Origin of the sequence: Pseudoalteromonas sp. OOF1S-7, from assembly GCF_022347765.1 — a bacterium.
Taxonomy (GTDB): domain Bacteria; phylum Pseudomonadota; class Gammaproteobacteria; order Enterobacterales; family Alteromonadaceae; genus Pseudoalteromonas.
Genome location: NZ_JAKRFZ010000004.1, coordinates 160,619 through 177,475 on the forward strand (window position 1 = coordinate 160,619; position 16,857 = coordinate 177,475).

16 protein-coding genes are annotated in these 16,857 nt (G+C 46.0%); 9 read left to right on the plus strand and 7 right to left on the minus strand.

Translation table 11 applies throughout. The annotated features are described in order from the left end of the window. Window positions 1-20 precede the first annotated feature (20 nt). The 4 genes from MHN33_RS08020 (at window position 21) to MHN33_RS08035 (ending at window position 3,649) form a co-directional block, all read left to right on the plus strand. Window positions 21-587, plus strand: coding sequence for a TetR/AcrR family transcriptional regulator (locus MHN33_RS08020; RefSeq protein WP_239397469.1), 567 nt, complete (start codon window positions 21-23; stop codon window positions 585-587). 80 nt (window positions 588-667) lie between these two features. Continuing rightward, window positions 668-1,975 (plus strand): oligosaccharide flippase family protein, encoded by a 1,308-nt coding sequence (locus tag MHN33_RS08025; protein WP_239397470.1) that lies wholly within the window; start codon window positions 668-670, stop codon window positions 1,973-1,975. A 119-nt stretch (window positions 1,976-2,094) separates the two neighbouring features. Next, window positions 2,095-2,490 carry a glutaredoxin family protein gene (locus MHN33_RS08030; RefSeq protein ID WP_239397471.1) on the plus strand — a complete coding sequence of 132 codons (396 nt, stop codon included), beginning with the start codon at window positions 2,095-2,097 and terminating at the stop codon, window positions 2,488-2,490. Between the two features lie 169 nt (window positions 2,491-2,659). Continuing rightward, window positions 2,660-3,649 (plus strand): tetratricopeptide repeat protein, encoded by a 990-nt coding sequence (locus MHN33_RS08035; RefSeq protein ID WP_239397472.1) that lies wholly within the window; start codon window positions 2,660-2,662, stop codon window positions 3,647-3,649. Here MHN33_RS08035 and MHN33_RS08040 read toward each other — a convergent pair. After that, a complete protein-coding gene (locus tag MHN33_RS08040) occupies window positions 3,628-4,254 on the minus strand; it encodes a hypothetical protein (RefSeq protein WP_239397473.1) in 627 nt (208 codons plus the stop codon). The genes MHN33_RS08035 and MHN33_RS08040 overlap by 22 nt on opposite strands. Before the next feature lie 90 nt (window positions 4,255-4,344). Between MHN33_RS08040 and MHN33_RS08045 the strand changes: the two genes are divergently transcribed. Continuing rightward, entirely contained in the window at window positions 4,345-5,208 is an 864-nt protein-coding gene (locus tag MHN33_RS08045; protein ID WP_239397474.1) for a LysR family transcriptional regulator, read from the plus strand. Between the two features lie 308 nt (window positions 5,209-5,516). Here MHN33_RS08045 and MHN33_RS08050 read toward each other — a convergent pair whose 3' ends face one another. Beyond that, on the minus strand, window positions 5,517-6,503 hold the full coding sequence (locus tag MHN33_RS08050) for a rhodanese-related sulfurtransferase (protein ID WP_239397475.1): 987 nt from the start codon (window positions 6,501-6,503) through the stop codon (window positions 5,517-5,519). A 237-nt stretch (window positions 6,504-6,740) separates the two neighbouring features. On the opposite strand from MHN33_RS08050, the gene MHN33_RS08055 reads away from it, so the two are divergent. Both MHN33_RS08055 and MHN33_RS08060 read left to right on the plus strand, forming a co-directional pair. Beyond that, on the plus strand, window positions 6,741-8,072 hold the full coding sequence (locus MHN33_RS08055) for a DEAD/DEAH box helicase (protein WP_239397476.1): 1,332 nt from the start codon (window positions 6,741-6,743) through the stop codon (window positions 8,070-8,072). A 2-nt stretch (window positions 8,073-8,074) separates the two neighbouring features. Beyond that, window positions 8,075-8,911, plus strand: coding sequence for a S1-like domain-containing RNA-binding protein (locus MHN33_RS08060; protein WP_239397477.1), 837 nt, complete (start codon window positions 8,075-8,077; stop codon window positions 8,909-8,911). A 108-nt stretch (window positions 8,912-9,019) separates the two neighbouring features. Here the strand turns inward: MHN33_RS08060 and MHN33_RS08065 are convergent, their stop codons facing one another. Beyond that, window positions 9,020-9,871 (minus strand): GNAT family N-acetyltransferase, encoded by an 852-nt coding sequence (locus MHN33_RS08065; RefSeq protein ID WP_239397478.1) that lies wholly within the window; start codon window positions 9,869-9,871, stop codon window positions 9,020-9,022. 1,128 nt (window positions 9,872-10,999) lie between these two features. Between MHN33_RS08065 and MHN33_RS08070 the strand changes: the two genes are divergently transcribed. Together MHN33_RS08070 and MHN33_RS08075 are read left to right on the plus strand one after the other, a co-directional pair. Next, window positions 11,000-12,289 carry a hypothetical protein gene (locus MHN33_RS08070; protein ID WP_239397479.1) on the plus strand — a complete coding sequence of 430 codons (1,290 nt, stop codon included), beginning with the start codon at window positions 11,000-11,002 and terminating at the stop codon, window positions 12,287-12,289. A gap of 160 nt (window positions 12,290-12,449) precedes the next feature. Next, window positions 12,450-12,923, plus strand: coding sequence for a peroxiredoxin (locus MHN33_RS08075; protein ID WP_239397480.1), 474 nt, complete (start codon window positions 12,450-12,452; stop codon window positions 12,921-12,923). Between the two features lie 243 nt (window positions 12,924-13,166). Here the strand turns inward: MHN33_RS08075 and MHN33_RS08080 are convergent, their stop codons facing one another. The 4 genes from MHN33_RS08080 to MHN33_RS08095 all read right to left on the minus strand — a co-directional run bounded on the left by MHN33_RS08080 (window position 13,167) and on the right by MHN33_RS08095 (window position 16,789). Beyond that, on the minus strand, window positions 13,167-13,454 hold the full coding sequence (locus MHN33_RS08080; RefSeq protein ID WP_239397481.1) for a transcriptional regulator: 288 nt from the start codon (window positions 13,452-13,454) through the stop codon (window positions 13,167-13,169). Continuing rightward, window positions 13,447-13,929 carry a hypothetical protein gene (locus tag MHN33_RS08085; protein ID WP_239397482.1) on the minus strand — a complete coding sequence of 161 codons (483 nt, stop codon included), beginning with the start codon at window positions 13,927-13,929 and terminating at the stop codon, window positions 13,447-13,449. Before MHN33_RS08085 ends, MHN33_RS08080 begins: the two co-directional genes overlap by 8 nt. 331 nt (window positions 13,930-14,260) lie before the next feature. Then, window positions 14,261-15,388: a PAS domain S-box protein gene (locus MHN33_RS08090; protein WP_239397483.1), complete on the minus strand. Its 1,128-nt coding sequence runs from the start codon at window positions 15,386-15,388 to the stop codon at window positions 14,261-14,263. Window positions 15,389-15,577: 189 nt separating this feature from the next. Next, entirely contained in the window at window positions 15,578-16,789 is a 1,212-nt protein-coding gene (locus MHN33_RS08095) for a metallophosphoesterase (protein ID WP_239397484.1), read from the minus strand. Window positions 16,790-16,857 lie beyond the last annotated feature (68 nt).

Below are 16,857 nucleotides of genomic sequence, written 5' to 3' on the forward strand. Positions count from 1 at the left end.
AAAAATGTCAGGAGGCGAATATGTCAGATAAACGCGCGTTGTTGCTGAGTAGTGCATTGGAGCTGTTTTACAATAAAGGGACTGGAGCCGTCGGGATCAATGAGATCATTGCTTACAGCGGGGTCGCCAAGAAAACCCTCTATCATCACTTTAGTTCAAAAGATGATCTGATCCTTGCCGCTTTATCACTACGGGATCAAAGGTACATGCAGTGGCTCGCAGCCAAACTGGCTGATGCGCAAAGTAATGGCGAGCTGATCAGAAAGCTATTTCAAGCTCTGAATGACTGGTTCAATAACCGAGCCACCGAGCTTGGCGAGTTCAGAGGGTGCTTTTTTATTAATACCGCGGGTGAATCCGGCGCGCTCAATCTGCAAATTTTGAACCGCTGTGCCAGTCACAAAGTCGCAGTAAGAAGCCTTATCACAACAAGCCTGCCCCAGCCTAATGACCAGCTGGTAGATGCGCTGTGTTTGCTCAAAGAAGGCGCAACTACTTCTGCTTTTGTTCAGGGTGATAAACAGGCCGCGTTGCGATGCATAGATATGGCCCTGGCATTCGATACACCAGCGCCCTTTTCTGTGTAATGTAGTGAAATTCAATCCCGCAATCCGGTAAACTATAATCCTGATGATACAATTCATTTAAGAATTACGGCCTTACCACAGTGCAACAAGATAAATACTTAAAACACGGCGCACTCACGCTCAGTGCGTCCGTTATCATCGGTTTTCTCGTCGATTATGCCTTCAATCTGAGTCTGAGCCGAGCCCTGACAACACATGAATACGGTGACTACAAAGTAGCGTATGCCTATGCCACTATATGTGGCGTATTGGTACTATTGGGTGGAGATCGGGTTGCGCCTAAATTTTTGGCAAAGCCATTGGCCAACAATCTGCCGAGTCAAGTCGGTGGCTTTGTTGCCTTCTTTAGCAAAATCGCGCTTGTTTTGTCCCTGATAGTCATTTTACTGACCTATCTAAGCGGATACCTTCACCTTGGGAGCTGGTCAGCAGATGAGCATCACGCGCTACTTTGGATCTCAGCTGCTATCCCACTGATCGCACTGGGAGCAATACTAAGCCGTGTTTTACAAAGCGCTAAAATGCTTGTGTATGCTAATTTACCCTGGCGTATCGTCCTTCCTCTGACCAAAACAGCCGTGGTCCTGGCACTTGCCACTTTGCTGGAACAAGTACATTTATGGCACGTAATTGCAGCCGGTATTGTGATCCTTGCAGTTATAACAAGCTGGCAACTGAAAGTGCTACAGAGTAAAAACTTGCTCACATTCTCACCGACGACGCCCGTCAGCAACCAGCCGCAACTTCTCGCAACTTCCATTCCTATGATGCTCGCCATGTTAGTGACCGTCGCCATTTCACAACTAGATTTGTATATGCTTGAGCTACTGGCTCTGGAGCATGAAGTAGGACATTATGCCGGCGCTGTGACGACCGCCCACATGATCCCGGTCGCACAAGTCAGTGTTATTGCGCTCTTTATCCCCCTGTTAGGACAGGCTTTGGAAAAAGGGGAAGAGCAGGCCGAGCATATCTTGTGGCGAGGTCAAAGAATCATGATTGCCATCGTCTTAGTGCTTTCAGGTGGATTATTTATCACCGGTTCACACTTACTGCAACTCTTTGGTGAAGACTTCTTCACCGCAAGTGACGCATTGCACTATCTGATCCTCGGCTCCTGTTTTTGGGCCGTAACGGCGTTTATTTCGACCTGGTTGCAATATACAGGAAAAGGCAAGTATGTTGTGGTTATTGGGTTATTGACACTCGCTACGGATGCACTTTTAAACTGGCTGCTTATTCCCTTGCATGGCATTACAGGCGCAGCGATTTCTACCTGTGTTGCACTTTCACTCGCTTCAGTTCTGACCTGGTCAACGTTCTTATTATTTAAAAAACGTGTACTGATCAACGGCAATGCGCGCTCTGCTCAGCCCGGTAATCGCTAATTTCATGGTGATCGTCGATTATTTGTTAAAATAATTGACACAATCTGTACCCTTTTGTAATTTTAATCTACCTGCTAGTTTGCGGGTAGGACCAACTAAAAACAATAATAAGGAAAATTATGAAACAACAAGTAAAACAAAGCGCTGTGTTCATTGTGATGTTGCTACTGGGGTTGTGCCTGGGTATCACACTAAAATTTGGCTACAACAAGTTATCCTACCACCCAAATATCATGACATTGGATACATCTGCCCATTATGAGGGTACCGATAAGCCCGTAATTCTTTATACCACGCACTGGTGCCAATACTGTAAACAGGTTCAAAGTTATCTTAATCAGCATAATGTTGAATACCTAAGCAGAGACATAGAATCTAATGACCAGAAAATAAACTCTCTGTTTAATAGCTTGCAGCGCGCTGATATACCGCAAATTATTATTGGAAACAAAGTTATTGCTGGTACCAACCTGAGTATTGTAGAAGCAGCACTACAGGAGCAATCCTTCCTCTAACTCTCCCTCGCAAGGCGAATACCTAATACGTAGACGCCTTCTCTTTGTTGCGCTATCTTAAAAAGTGTCTGGCCATAAGCTCATTTTTCGGGAGTATGCGTTGCAATACACTTGGTTGTTATTGGTTGTTGGAGTACTTTATAGCCAGCTCAGCTGTGCTAGTGCTCAAATGGTTAATCGTTCATCTGCAGATATTTTGAGAGAAGCAGAGGATTACATGATTGTTGAGCCTTCACATTCCTATCAACTACTCAGGCAAGTCCACTCAATTACAGACCTCAACCCTTCACAGCGGATCCGTTGGCACCTGGTGAAAGTCCGCTCAGCCATCGCCACCAATAATTTAGGCCACATAGAAGCAGAATTGGCGGCACTGATACAACTCCAGGAACAGGCTTACTTTAAAAGGCACCTGGCAAGCATGGTAAGTGCTATGGGCATCGCACTCAGGCGTCTTGGCTACCTGGCTGAAGCAAAAACGCTTTATACCTGTGCGCTGGCACTTAAACTCTCGGACAAAAAACGAATGGCTTTACTTATCAACCTTGCGGTGCTGTCGAGGCACATGAATGATTACACGCTTGCCAGGGAGTCATATCAGTCAGCACGAAACATAGCGCAGAGGCTTCATCATGAACGTGCGCTTGCAAACGTGAACAATAACTTGGGAACACTTGCCCTGGATGAAGGAAAAATTAATTTAGCCGAGGCTTACTACCGTGACGCTCTGATTGGCTATCAATCCAGCGATAAACGTTCGGGCAACATTACCGCGGGTACCAACCTGTTGCTCGTATTCGCCATCCAGGGGCACACACTCAATTTCCAACGCCTGATCAGTCCAATTTCCGCTTTGGTAGACGCCTACCCAGACACATCTAAAAAAGCTTTGCTACTTTGGCTGGTCAGTGCCAATGATGCTAACCTGGGTAAGACACTCCCTCAAAGCACCAGGGAAAACCTATTATCAGCATTTAAACAACTTGAAAGTGAAAAATTGCAGCAACTGGTTGCGCAATACCTGGCACCTAAAGTGAAGCTAGAGATTGCCCAAAAACAGCGCCCAGCCAGAGTAAAAAAAGCGCTACCAGACTGGTTTAAGGCACGCTCTTTTTGTATTGATCCAGTAACTTATGCTTACCCTCCGGAAAAGTCTTGAGTTTCAAGGTACAATGATCGAATAAAAGTAAACTGTAGCGGTACAGCCTTGTTAAGAGGGGTTTTCAACCCGCCGTTAACGATACTGGCCAAGTTAGATTGGTCACGACATTTAACCTGAACTATTTGATCAAAACTAGGGAGCCTGCCAATTCTGTGGACCAGCAAACAAGACTGCTCAGTGATGGGCTTCACATAAAAGTGCCCATTGGCAACCAGTTCAACTGGTTTATCGAGTATTCTTTCATTTATTTTAAGTTTCAGTCCATCTTCAACTAATGTCCCCCCGCGCTCAAAATGTCCCCGATATAATCCCCCCGTCAGTTCAGTTATTTTTCCCGTACGCAGCTTGTCAAGCTCAAATGGATGGGGAGCAAATGTTACCAGAGGCTCAGATTTGAGCAAATTTACCACCTTTTCATGTAGGTAACCGGCCTGCACATCGAAAATAAGTTGTCTCGCATGCATGCCAGCAGGCATTGGCAAGTGAGAAGCAATCATTTTATGATCCACCTGCATCAATACCAGACCATGTACACCAAAGCTATTATGCAGCTGATGCGCGAATAGATAAGGGCTCAAAAACAACAATAACCACTTAAACAATGAAAATTCCTCCAATCTCGGTATATTCTCACTAAGTTTAAGGTATATTTAATTCCATATCGTCTCCAAGTACTCAACTGTAGTTCCAAAATGGAAATAGTAGAATTAAATCGCTTTATCGCAATTGCCAATGCTCAAACGCTTCAGTGCGCCGCTGTAAAGCTACATACCACCCCGGGAGCTCTGTCCAAATCTCTGAAAAAACTCGAGTCTTCGCTCGGTGTATTATTATTTGACAGAATTGGCAAACAGCTAGTCCTGAATGAAAATGGTGCACGTTTATTACCTGAAGCTATCAAAATATTGGATCTCACCCATAACATAAAATCGATAATGGACCCGGAGCAACATACGTACTGCTGTCGTATATCTGCACCGGCAATCCTTCAGTATCGGTGGGTTGCTCTTTTCGGATCGCAAGCTTCTGGTATTCAAATGAGTTACGAAACTGATTTCGAAGTCGGCGCACTTGACAAGCTCAAACGTGGCCTGGTGGATGTTGCATTAACGACCCGTTTGGTTAAACCATATCTGACCGAGGACCTTGAAGTGCATCCGTTAGGTCAGCTCACCCTTGAGCTGGCGGTTGGAGATACCCACCCACTTGCGAACAAACTCAGTATAACGCATGAAGATCTTGCCAATTTTCCGTTCGCTGTACCAGAGACATCGCCTTTTTGTGGTGAAGTACGCGGCATCGGATGCGACGGCTGGCCAAGTACTAATTTGAACAGAGAGGTAAGGTGGGTGTTGAACGACTATGCAGCATTATGTGAACTGGTCAGGTGTGGAAAGGCGATAGCCTACCTGCCAGATTATATGATCTCGGCCTGGCAGCTCAAAAAACTGTCTGTTCCGGATGGTGCCAGACAAAATTCAGAGCAGCTATGCTTAATTCATCGGTGCAGTGCGCCTGTTTGGATAAAAGAGCTTGTCAAAACGTTAACAGGCTAATTATACGATCGTTTAAAATCGCACTCATATCAAAGCGTTTATTTCTGTAGCCAATTTTGAGGTGGTAAGCTGGCAAAGTTTACAGAGCTGGCTCAATGAGCATAGTCAACGCTTTTTTAATACCGTTGGTTGCTGCTCCATAAAGGAGCTGCAACCAACTCTATCGTTATCTGACGTAAATATAGGTTACCTGGCCTACAGCATAACCATTGCCATTAGTACTATTTTCCTTTTCAAAATAACTTGGATAGCAAGTACTTAAAAGCCAGCATTACGCTGGCTTTTTCAGTTTTAGTTGCTCAGAGCAATTACGCCGATTTAGCGCGCTGCGCTTCTTTCTTTGCTTGCTTTTGCTCTTTGCGGGCACGTAACGTTTCCTGTGCTTCATGGCCAATGTGTCCTTCGCCGCGCTGTTTCGCTAACTCAATTTGTTTCTGGCGCTCGGCAAAGCGGGCTTTTTGCTCTTCAGTCACGTCCTCGTAACAGTGGTGGCATGACACCCCTTCCATGTATTCAGGACGCTGCATTTCTTCTTCAGTTATTGGCATACGACAAGCGTGGCACTGCTCGTATGACCCCTTGTTCAGGTCGTGATCAACGGCAACGCGGTTGTCGAATACAAAGCACTCGCCTTCCCACATGGTCTCTTCTTTTGGCACGTCTTCCAGATACTTAAGAATGCCGCCTTCGAGGTGATAGACTTCTTCAAAACCCTGCTCCTTCATGTACGCCGTTGATTTTTCACAGCGAATACCACCGGTACAGAACATCGCCACTTTCTTGTGTTTTGCCGGGTCGAGGTTTTTCTCAGCCCACGCCGGGAACTCACGGAAAGTTTTAGTATTTGGGTCAATGGCGTTCTTGAACGTTCCGATCTCGATTTCGTAATCGTTACGGGTATCGACCAGTACCACGTCTGGGTCAGAGATCAGTGCATTCCAATCCTGTGGCTTAACATAAGTACCCACCACTTCTTTAGGATCAATGCCCTGCACGCCCATGGTGACGATTTCTTTTTTCAGTTTAACCTTAGTGCGGTAAAACGGGCAGGTTTCGTCGTATGATTCTTTATACACTATGTTATCCAGGCCAGGCTGTTTATCGAGCCAAGCCAGCAAGGCATCAATCCCCTCACGCTTGGCCGCAACCGTGCCATTAATCCCTTCTTCTGCCAGCAATAACGTACCACGCACTTCATTAGCTTCCATAACATCGAGTAAAGGCTGACGGATGGCTTGATAATTTGGCAAAGACACAAACTTGTACATTGCACATACAACAAAATGGTTATTCATAACTTTCTCTTCGATAAGCTTTAAAACAGCCTACACTTAAGCACGACGTGTAAGCACATAACCGGATCGTAAATCCGGCGCCAGGCGCGATATTTTACGGATTTTAAGGATAATTGCAAAACCATTTGTCCGCGCCCGTTACACAACTAACATTAAGCACTGTAAAATTATGGTTCTTGGGAGAGTTAGTTTGTTATAATGCTGCGTTTTAGAAAATAATTACTGGAGAAGAGTACCTTGAGATTTTCCGAACTGGGTCTTGACCTGCGCTTTGAAAAACAATTAGAACACCAGGGGATCACGACCCCTACCGAGATCCAGGCCCAGGCCATCCCAACCGCCCTTGCCGGGCACGATACCTTTGCACAGTCAAAAACCGGCTCAGGAAAAACTCTGGCATTTTTGCTCCCAGCAGTTCAGCGCGTGATGAAACAAAAAGCGCTTAGCAAGCGAGATCCTCGTGTGTTGATCGTTGCACCAACGCGAGAACTGGCTACTCAGGTGTTTAACCAGTGCCGGTTACTCATTGCCGGCACCGCTATGTCATGCACTAAAGTACTCGGTGGTGAGAACTTTAATGATCAGGTTAAAGCCCTGCGCAAAGACCCCCACTTTGTGATTGGTACACCGGGCCGGATCACGGACCATATAGAACAACGCAGCTTGCAGCTTCACGGCCTTGAGCTGCTGATCTTCGACGAAGCCGATCGTATGCTGGACCTGGGCTTTGAAAAGCAACTGTCGACCATTAACCAGGCGGCCGATCACCGACTTCGTCAGACCTTACTCTTCTCGGCAACGCTTGAGCATGCCCAGATTGAAATCACTTCCAGAGATCTGTTGAAATCACCCAAGCGCATCCTGCTTAGTGGCAGTAACGAAAAACATGATGATATTCGTCAGGCAATGTATTTTGCCGATCACCTGGATCACAAAGAAGCCCTGCTAAAACACTTTGTACAACAAGGTGATGTAAAGCAATGTATTATCTTTACCGCCACGCGTCAGGACACCAACCGATTCAGCGACATGCTCAATGACATGGACATTAAAGCCGTTGCACTGGCGGGCGATTTGCCACAAAGCAAACGTCTGGAGATCATGAACGCATTCAGCCGCGGACTGTATAAGGTACTGGTTACTACTGATGTGGCTTCGCGTGGTCTGGACTTGCTTAATGTTTCTCACGTCATTAATTTCGACTTGCCAAAACAGGCAGAAGAATATGTCCATCGGATCGGGCGTACTGGCCGGGCCGGGTTTAAAGGCGATGCGATTTCCTTTGTCGGACCAAAAGACTGGAAAAGCTATGAAGCCATCGCTGCCTACCTGAAAGAGTCAGTGCAGTTTCAGTCAGTTGAAGGGCTTGAAGCAAGGTTTAAAGGCTTTAAGCCCAAAGTGGCTAAACCTAAACCTGGTGCCAAGCGCAAGCCTGCAGATACCAAGGCCAAAGTAAAACGCACAGCAAAGCGTAAGCCACAGCAAGTGAAAAAAGCCATTCCGGCACCATTTGATGTCGACGGACACGCGCCACTAAGAAGAAAACCTAAGAAGCCAACCGAGGAATAAACATGCTAGGTACTACTCAGTTTTTAATGATCGAAGAGATTTGTGCCGAAGGTGCATACCTTGATGGCAAGGAGCATGGCGACGTTTTTTTGCCTCTCAAAGAGCTGCCTGATCACCTTGAAGCCGGCGACAATGTAGAGGTGTTTGTGTTTAGTGACAACCAGGGACACCCCTGCGCAACCACCCAAAAACCACTTGCTCAGCTGGGAGAGTTCGCTTTACTCCGTGCCAAGCAAATTAATAAGGTCGGTGCTTTTTTAGATCTTGGGATCAGTAAAGATGTATTGGCGCCCTATAACGAACAGAAGCCAAAAATGCGCGAAGGCTACAGCTACCTGGTTAAGCTGTATCTGGACAACGCCAGCAAGCGTTTATGTGCCTCCAGTAACCTTGGAAAATTCTTAAATAAGACGCCTGCACAGTACAAAAAATTTGAACAGGTTGAGCTAATTGTCGCCGCTAAAACCGATCTAGGCTATAAAGTCATCGTCAACGAACAACACTTTGGCATGGTATTTTTTAACACGGTGTTTAAACGTATGTACATAGGTCAGCGTATGACCGGATATGTGAAACAAGTACACGAAGACGATAAGATTGACGTTTTACTTGAAAAGCCAGGCATGGATAAGATCTCAGACTTAGGCGAACAGATCCTTAAAAAACTGGAAGAAAACAACGGCTTCATCCCTTTAGGCGATAAATCAGACCCGGAGCTGATTAAAAAGACTTTTTCCACCAGCAAGGCTAACTTTAAAAAAGCTATCGGTGGTTTATTCAAACAAGAAAAAATCCATATTGAGGCCACTTCAATTTCACTTGTAAAGTCTAACAAGTAACGGCTTAGTTATCACAACACGATCGCTCTCTTTACGAAGTGGTTTTGCAAAACAACCCGTGTGAGCTGACAGTTTGGCGCACCCAGTGCGCCAAACTGTTGCTATTGATTAGCCTATTTCGAAAGACGTCACACCAAATGTTCGGTCTATGCCAATATCCGGCAGCGCTTGCGTATACATACGTGCCGTATCAAACACAGGTGTCATATTGAGCTTTTCTGCGAGCACAACCGCCGCTGGGCTACATGCAGGCACATCCAGATATACAGAGCTGTCGTCCGCAACTTTTGAGCTTAATGCACCAATCATTGCTTCAGCCTGCAAGACACTTTTAGCAAATAAGGGACCTATTTTATACCCTTCCCGGCACTGTCTGATTACACCAAGCCCTTGCAACTCCCCCTCAATTAGCACGGCAACCGACGATGCGTTTCTCTGCCCCAGCCAGGCATGCCAGAACGCGGTTCTTTGCGCAGGAAAAAACGGCAAGAGAAATTGCTCAATTGTTTCATGTGACAACGTATCAAGGTCTTGAAAGTTTGTCGCTTCCTGTACTGCGAGGTTGTTGCTGTTGCCCTGGTAGCGTCGATTTGCATATGCCAGATCAAAGCCAGACTTTTTGTAGTTTTCCTGCTGTTCAATCACACCATCCAGGCCAATATTACATCCGTCCAGCCTGGCCATAGCCGCCTGCCAGATTTTCAATCCAAAACCCTGACCCCGATATTCTGGTTTCACAATATAAAAACCGATGAATCCAAACGAGCTATCGTATTTTACCGCCGATATCACTGAAATTGGCTTATCATTCAACAAGCCAATCAGAAACCCCTCCTGGTCAGCCTGATAGTAGCAATGTGCATCTTCAAGCCCCGGATTCCAGCCTTCCTGTGCGGCCCACTCAATTGCCAGGCCAACCTCCTCACGGGTCATAGTTCGAATTGTGTAGTTGTTACTCATCAGAAATAGATCCTGTATGCGCTTCCCTGTCCGCAACCGAATGTCCACAGATAGGGTAGTAAATTCATCATGTACCAGACTATAACCGCTTAAGCAGGAAAAGGAAGCCCGAACTGCACTGACAATAATCATTGCGCCTGCACCATAACTTTAAAAGTAATGCTGTCAGTTAAACCCCTTCTAGCGTAAAACTTACTACATGAAACATGTCGTGACAGTATGCACCGAACGCCCTCTGAGCCTATTTTTAGTGTTCAGACACCATTCGGGCAACAGCAAGGCGCCACCACATAAAGTTAACATAAATTAAAGGCAAGGTTGCAATTTTGATATTTACGTGTAAATGTGGAAATCCCTTAGTGAGGGAAGCTCGCTGGGTTTACCCATATAAAGATTTAACCACCATTAATTGGTAACAATTATAAATTCAAAAGGTATGAAAATGAAATTAGCTATAAAAACCAAAAAGTTAAAATCTCTTAGTAAGGACAAGTCAGTCATGCCGTCGGACCAAACTATACTTGTTGCTGGCGGTAAGCCACCGGCTTCCATGAGTAACTGCATAGAATTTTACTGCCGCTCAGATGCCTGTAGCGGGTAACATCTAAATATATGTGTCATTTATGCAGATTTATAGGGTAGTGACACATATCGCAGTTTTGCAGATGTCGACGGCATTGAGTACCTGGCCCGAATAAAACATTTGAAGTAACGCTGAAACCAGGTGCTGGCAATCAACCAGGCTCATTTAAAGCACACTTTTCAGGCACACGGAAAAAGCCCCCAAAATTCTATGTGCCACACCTTTAGTTAATCAGTTTCCCAGTATGGTGTTGTTTGCAGCCCATGCAGAAGCTCACTCTATAAACCTGCTTACGCATCTCGTCGGCGATACAAGAAACACCAAACGAGAACAAATTCAGATCATGTTTAAGTAGCCCTGAGACTTGCTGGCGGCGACAGACCGCTGTGTTTTGTGATTTGACTAAATGGATTCAGTTTTTAATGAGACTGCCTTTTGCTGCGCTCTTAGCATTAAAACCAGCGAATTAAAGCGTTTTCCCTTAACAATTTTTATAACATTGCTCTACAGTTAACAAGACCGTCTCGATATTGAAAGGAATTGTTATGCGCCCCTTAAAGCTTTCTATGCTCACAGCAGCCGTCACAACATTAATGGCCTGCTCCACCGAGCCTTCAGGCTCAGCTGACTCAAATAACACCGCCTCCAGCCAGGACCCTTTGTTTTGTCCGGCAAGTATTAGCTGGGTAACTCAACCCAACAGTCCACCCAGTGAAATTCCGGGTGGCGGGCAAAACTTATGTCAGTTCTATCAATTCTCTTGGCAATGGTTTATTTCTTTGCTGAATGCACCGACAGGTGAAGAGCGTACTTTTCTGAATGAGGACCGCTATGCCATTTACCTTGGCAACGGGCAAAATTCTTGTGCACCAAATTCATTGCAATCCAAACTGTTTGTCAGAGGAGATAAAGACCCTCATACCACCAGTGAGGATTTTACGGCTCCACACGAGATGAATCAGGCGCTTAACAATGCCGTATTGTATGATCAAAATGGCAATATCGTATTGTATGAAACACGATTTGATCGCGGTATGTGTAACGTGGCTCAGGGGTCAGCAACTCTCCCAGCAGGCACGACCGAGATCAAAACATCCTGGCGTAAGATCAATGAAAAAGACATGCTGAACTATGTCTGGATACGCTCTGATACCAATAACAATGGAGAACTGGAAGCTGATGAGCTGTACGGTATGGTCGGTTTTCATTTGGTGATCAGCACCAAAGAGCATCCCGAGTTTATTTGGGCAACCTTTGAGCACACACATAATGCACCAGACTGTCAGAAGGCCAATCAGCCAACTGCTGACTGGAGTTTTGCCAGTGAGCAATGCACATCAGGCCTGCCAAAACCTGATACAAGTTGTGCGTTTAACAAAACCATAGATCCGACAAAAACAGGAGATTCGCCTCTAACCGGTGCGCCTACGGAAGTATGCCAAGTTTATGCTCAGGGTACTGCTGATGGCGACAATCAGGCTAAGCACAATCGCGCCAATATTATTTCCCTTAACGAGCAGCTCAGCAAGGTATTTAAGCGTATGCCTACTTACAACTCATTGCGCGTGCTGGCCAAGTATGAACTGGTAGGTGGACTCTGGCTGAATGATGTCAGCCAGCCTTCGAGTGATCATGACAACCAACGAGGGTCGATCCAGCTTGCTAACACCACAATGGAAACCAACGCACAACAAGGGTTTAGCGAGGTTGTCTATACAGGCCCGCAGAACCTTCAGCCTGCGGCAAACTGCTTTAATTGTCATGGCTATCCTGGCCCGACCAATAATGCCAGTGTAAGTCATATTTTCAGTTCTATACACGGATCAAGTAAATAACTTGTCTATACCAGTGATAATCTGAGCCATTCAGGTTATCACCTGATGTCGTTCATAGTAACCGCATAAAAAGGTATTAACCCTGCAATTTGTCAGTGTTTAAGTACGGCGTTTACGTCTAAAATGAGATTAATCTCTGTAACATCCAATGAGGAAAACCATGATTGAACAAGGACAAACCATACCCCAGACGACCTTAAGTCAACTCACAGCCGACGGTATGGTAACACACCAAAGCGACGCCCTGTTTGCAGGCAAAAAAGTCGTCCTGTTTGCGGTCCCCGGCGCATTCACGCCAACCTGCTCTGCCGCTCATTTGCCAGGCTATGTAACTTTAGCCGACAAAATCAAAGCTAAAGGTGTTGATATAATTGCGTGTGTGTCTGTAAACGATGCATTTGTTATGAAAGCCTGGGGAGACGCCCACAATGCCAGCGAAATTATGATGCTGGGTGATGGCGATGCCAGCTTTACCAAAGCCCTAGGGTTAGAAATGGACACTGAAGGGTTTGGTGGGATCCGCTCGCAGCGCTATGCCATGGTGATCGACAATGGCATTGTCACCATCTTACAGGTTGAAGCGCCAAAGACCTTTGAAGTAAGTAAAGCAGAAGTAATTTTGGAAAAACTATAAGCCTTACTGGTAACTCAGGGAGCGTTTAGCTCCCTTCTGCTCAGTACAAGAGTCTCGTTAATCTCGTTAATATTGCTGCGTCACAGATCAACAAAAGTCCCATGTTAGCCTGTTGAGATATTGTAAGACACTAAATATGATAAATTATCAGAGCACACTGTTTGCGCGTTCTGCTGCCTCTGAATGAATATGGATTAACCACCTTCGCTCATAGCGCAATAGAAAACTATGCAGCTGAAATCCTTAAAAACCAACAATCTCCCGCAGCGCTGCTACATGTCGTTGATAAGCAGCTTCGCCCGCACGAGTAAGAGACAACCAGGTACGCTGGCGGGCCAGACTGGTACGTTTATTTACCGCAATATAACCGGCCTGCTCAAGGGCTTTTACGTGCTTTGATAGTACCGAATCACTGACCGCAAGCTGCGCTTTCACGACAGAAAACTCCATTTCGTCAACGCTTTCAAGCAAAGCGCAGATCTGTAACCGGTTATTGGCATGGATCAGCGGATCAAAACAGGCTTTACTCATTGCCTCTGTCCTGCGGTATCCACTCGCCTGTAGGTAACTTGTATAATCCAACACCACTCAAAATTCCAATCAGTAAGCCGGCCAGATAAGCAAATTGCCAGTTCCCCTGCTGTGTAAGGTGGTACCCCAACAGGACGGTAAACGCGCTGAACAAAGCCAGTGCAAGGTTACGGGTGGTGCTTTTAGGACTGTAGCCAAGCGGGCTTTTTACGCTAACGCCAGAGAGCTTGAGATAACAGCACCAGCCCAGGACCAGTGCAAGCAAAACAGCTGAGGTGCCAAGCGCAATGAAGGTCCAGAGACTGCTATGACTGGCTTGTGCGCTTGCGATGGTGGCGGATGCAGCCAGCACACTTATCAACCCATTCAGCCACATGGGCGGCCTGAGTAACAGAAGCGCCTGCCGTTTCGTCTCACCAGACAGCGCCAGGGCGGCCTTTGCCACGTCCACATCTACCCTAATTTCTCTATTCATTATCATTCCTTTACTTTCCAACATGGAAACTAAATATTAACCCATGACTTTCCACATTGGCAAGTAAAGAGTGATGCACTGACATTCAAAGCAGCCGAGCACCTTCTGAAATTTGCACAAGTTATTTGTTTTAATGTGACTTTTTCGCGTAAAATGCACAACGGATTAGCCGCTATAAATTTATCTAAAGATAAACATAGCGGGTTCTGGTATCAGCTAAATAGCCCTGATATTGGGGTGGCAGGCCGGAACTGTTCTATCTAGCTCCCCCTGCTCTGAGCAATGAATGCAGCTCGCCACACCAGATGGTAAAGTACACTGACCAGCGTGGTTATCCTCTGCCGATCAAAGACAACAGCTGCTCCCCTGCCATAATTGCATTAGTTTCCCCCGCAAATACGTTATCGGCTTGCTGATCTACAAAGACATCATTCAGCCAGCTACTGATGTCTTTATTAAACATCAACAAAAATTCGATAGGAAACGACGGATCTGCTGCCTGCGCATCCAGGCGTTCAGCAACCTCGTCAATCATCAAGGCGCCGTCATTGAATTCAATGCAGAAATACAAGGTATTGGCGAGCTCTTTATATAACCGGGCAACATTTTTAAACCTTGCCTCTGAATAACCATTGAGCTCTATCAGACCTGTCTCAGACTCTAACTCATTTAGTGCACCGACAATGGATTCAACATCATCCTCTTCTATCGGACTGTCAGCCCAAAATTGTTCTGCACTCAGTACCTGCTTGTTGAGACGCTGATCTGTGGCGCTACCTGATTCTTCATCCAGGTCGAAAAAAAGCTCGTCAAACTGATTTTCTTCTGCTTCCTGATAAGGGAATGCGTCCTGGAAAAGCTCGACATTATCTTTAAGTTTCAATCTACCATTAAGTAATTTAGCACTTCTTTTCAAAGCTTTGAGTACCGAGTTCGAGACACCACCAAAGCGGCTATCCTGACGGCTGGAATCCATATAAAACTGCTTGAAGACTTCGGTGGAATCGCGAATTTGCCTGACCAGACGACGCATGTTTGTGAGGTCTTTTTGTAAGGAGATATAATGAGTGACCTCACCGGCTTCATTAGTAATGGCCGAGATATTCCACTCTACCGGATACATAGAGCCGTCTTTACGGTAATTAACCGATGAGCCATAAAAATAGCCGTTTTTTTCCAGTGCCGGACTGAGGCGGGCCAGTACTCTGCTGTTACTCTTTGGTCCTTGCAATATCGACGTCGACTGGCCTATCAGTTCAGCAAGCTCATATCCGGTTTGTCTGCAGAACACTTGGTTGGCGTACACAACACGGTAACCATGGTCACGGTCTGCATCGGTTACCACAATGGCGTGCTGAGAATTCATCAGAATTTGTTTGAGTAATTCAATTGGAGAGGAATTTTCCATTAGCTGACCGAAAAACAAGGTTTCTTCCATTGAAGGATCATGGGTATTCATTGGCAACTCAACTCTTATTTAATCTTAGATACGCAACCCGAACAATGGTGATATCAGGTGTAAACGATATCTGTGTGAGTATAACTATAGTGCACTATACGCATTGCAATGAACTTTCGATCAGAGTAATAAAGGCACTACATTAGGGTTACTGCCAGCCAAAATGTGGTGCCTTTATTCGAACTCCCTTTAGTTACTGCGCCTTGCGAAGCTAAAGGACTGCTCTGCTTCTAACCGACCACTGCGATCATGTGGCGTGGTATAAAAAGACACATTCAACCTGTCATGCTGGTTATCTAATTCAATGTGCGCAAAACCCCAGATAAAACTTTTCGACCACAGCAGATCGTATTCCGGATAGCGCTTTTCCTGCTGCTGGGCAAAGGGCGTATGGGTGCCACGCATTTTTGCTGCAGCGCCGCTGATGATCAGCGGAAGCTTAGGTTTGGTATTGCCCGGCATGACGCGGCTGCAATCATCCGTCAGTAATTCCAAATCATGTTCATGTCCGGCAATATACGCATCGGCATACTGGCATAGCTCAGGTAAAATAAGCCGCCGTAACACATGGCCTTCGTCATATTTGGTACCGCCAATCGACCACAATATATGGTGTCCGTACACCAGTTTCCATTTTGCTTTGGAATTTTTCAGCCCGTTGGCCAGCCATGCCAGCTGACGATGATCCTCACCGTTAACGGGCACTTCATGACGTTCAATGTCTTCTACCTCAGCCTGAGCAGATGCCAGTGCACTGGCCAACCCTTGCTCACTGCCATCGGGCCGCAATGGCACCTCATAGTAGTGCTGACCTGAAAGCAGCATATTCGTATCCAGTACGAACAGCTCAACATCATTGCCAGGCTCCCCCATTGTGTAGCTGTAGTAGCCCTGGGGCGACATGGTAAAGTTTGGCTGCTTTGCCATCCATTCGGTTTGTAGTTTGACCCCTTTGCGTGAGGTTTTCCAGTCGTGGTTACCCAGCGCAGAATACACAACCAGATCAGGCTGTTGGGCAAATAAGGGCTGTAGTGGCTTTAAGATCAAATCATTCATCCGTTGTTGATCGTCTTTACCATCGTTTGCGCCCGCCCCGTCAGGATAGATGTTATCGCCCAGCTGAATGGCAAAGTCACAGCGTTTTTGCTGGCACAAGGTTGCCATAGCCTTACCCGAGGCGATTGCCCCGGTCTGCTCCGTGGCAATGTCGGTATCAGGATAAACGTAAATCGGCGCATGATTAAACTCATCAAGCGGACGATGATCTTGTAACCAGTCAGCTTTTTCAGCGGCAATAAACTGCGCCTTATTTTTTGGCTTTTGGATATGTTTTAGTTTTGGATAATCGGGATGATAGCCGCCATCGCCAAATGCCAGGAAAGAAATATTGTTTGCCGACATCGCAGAGCCGCAAAGCACGCTCAGGCAACAAAGAACTAGTGGTTTTAAAGTCATAAGGTATACACAGT

Coding starts and splice junctions, on each gene's coding strand:
- MHN33_RS08020 (WP_239397469.1), top strand. CDS start 21: ATGTCAGATAAACGCGCGTTGTTGCTGAGTAGTGCATTGGAGCTGTTT.
- MHN33_RS08030 (WP_239397471.1), top strand. CDS start 2,095: ATGAAACAACAAGTAAAACAAAGCGCTGTGTTCATTGTGATGTTGCTA.
- MHN33_RS08035 (WP_239397472.1), top strand. CDS start 2,660: ATGGTTAATCGTTCATCTGCAGATATTTTGAGAGAAGCAGAGGATTAC.
- MHN33_RS08045 (WP_239397474.1), top strand. CDS start 4,345: ATGGAAATAGTAGAATTAAATCGCTTTATCGCAATTGCCAATGCTCAA.
- MHN33_RS08050 (WP_239397475.1), bottom strand. CDS start 6,503: ATGAATAACCATTTTGTTGTATGTGCAATGTACAAGTTTGTGTCTTTG.
- MHN33_RS08060 (WP_239397477.1), top strand. CDS start 8,075: ATGCTAGGTACTACTCAGTTTTTAATGATCGAAGAGATTTGTGCCGAA.
- MHN33_RS08065 (WP_239397478.1), bottom strand. CDS start 9,871: ATGAGTAACAACTACACAATTCGAACTATGACCCGTGAGGAGGTTGGC.
- MHN33_RS08070 (WP_239397479.1), top strand. CDS start 11,000: ATGCGCCCCTTAAAGCTTTCTATGCTCACAGCAGCCGTCACAACATTA.
- MHN33_RS08075 (WP_239397480.1), top strand. CDS start 12,450: ATGATTGAACAAGGACAAACCATACCCCAGACGACCTTAAGTCAACTC.
- MHN33_RS08080 (WP_239397481.1), bottom strand. CDS start 13,454: ATGAGTAAAGCCTGTTTTGATCCGCTGATCCATGCCAATAACCGGTTA.
- MHN33_RS08085 (WP_239397482.1), bottom strand. CDS start 13,929: ATGAATAGAGAAATTAGGGTAGATGTGGACGTGGCAAAGGCCGCCCTG.
- MHN33_RS08090 (WP_239397483.1), bottom strand. CDS start 15,388: ATGAATACCCATGATCCTTCAATGGAAGAAACCTTGTTTTTCGGTCAG.
- MHN33_RS08095 (WP_239397484.1), bottom strand. CDS start 16,789: ATGTCGGCAAACAATATTTCTTTCCTGGCATTTGGCGATGGCGGCTAT.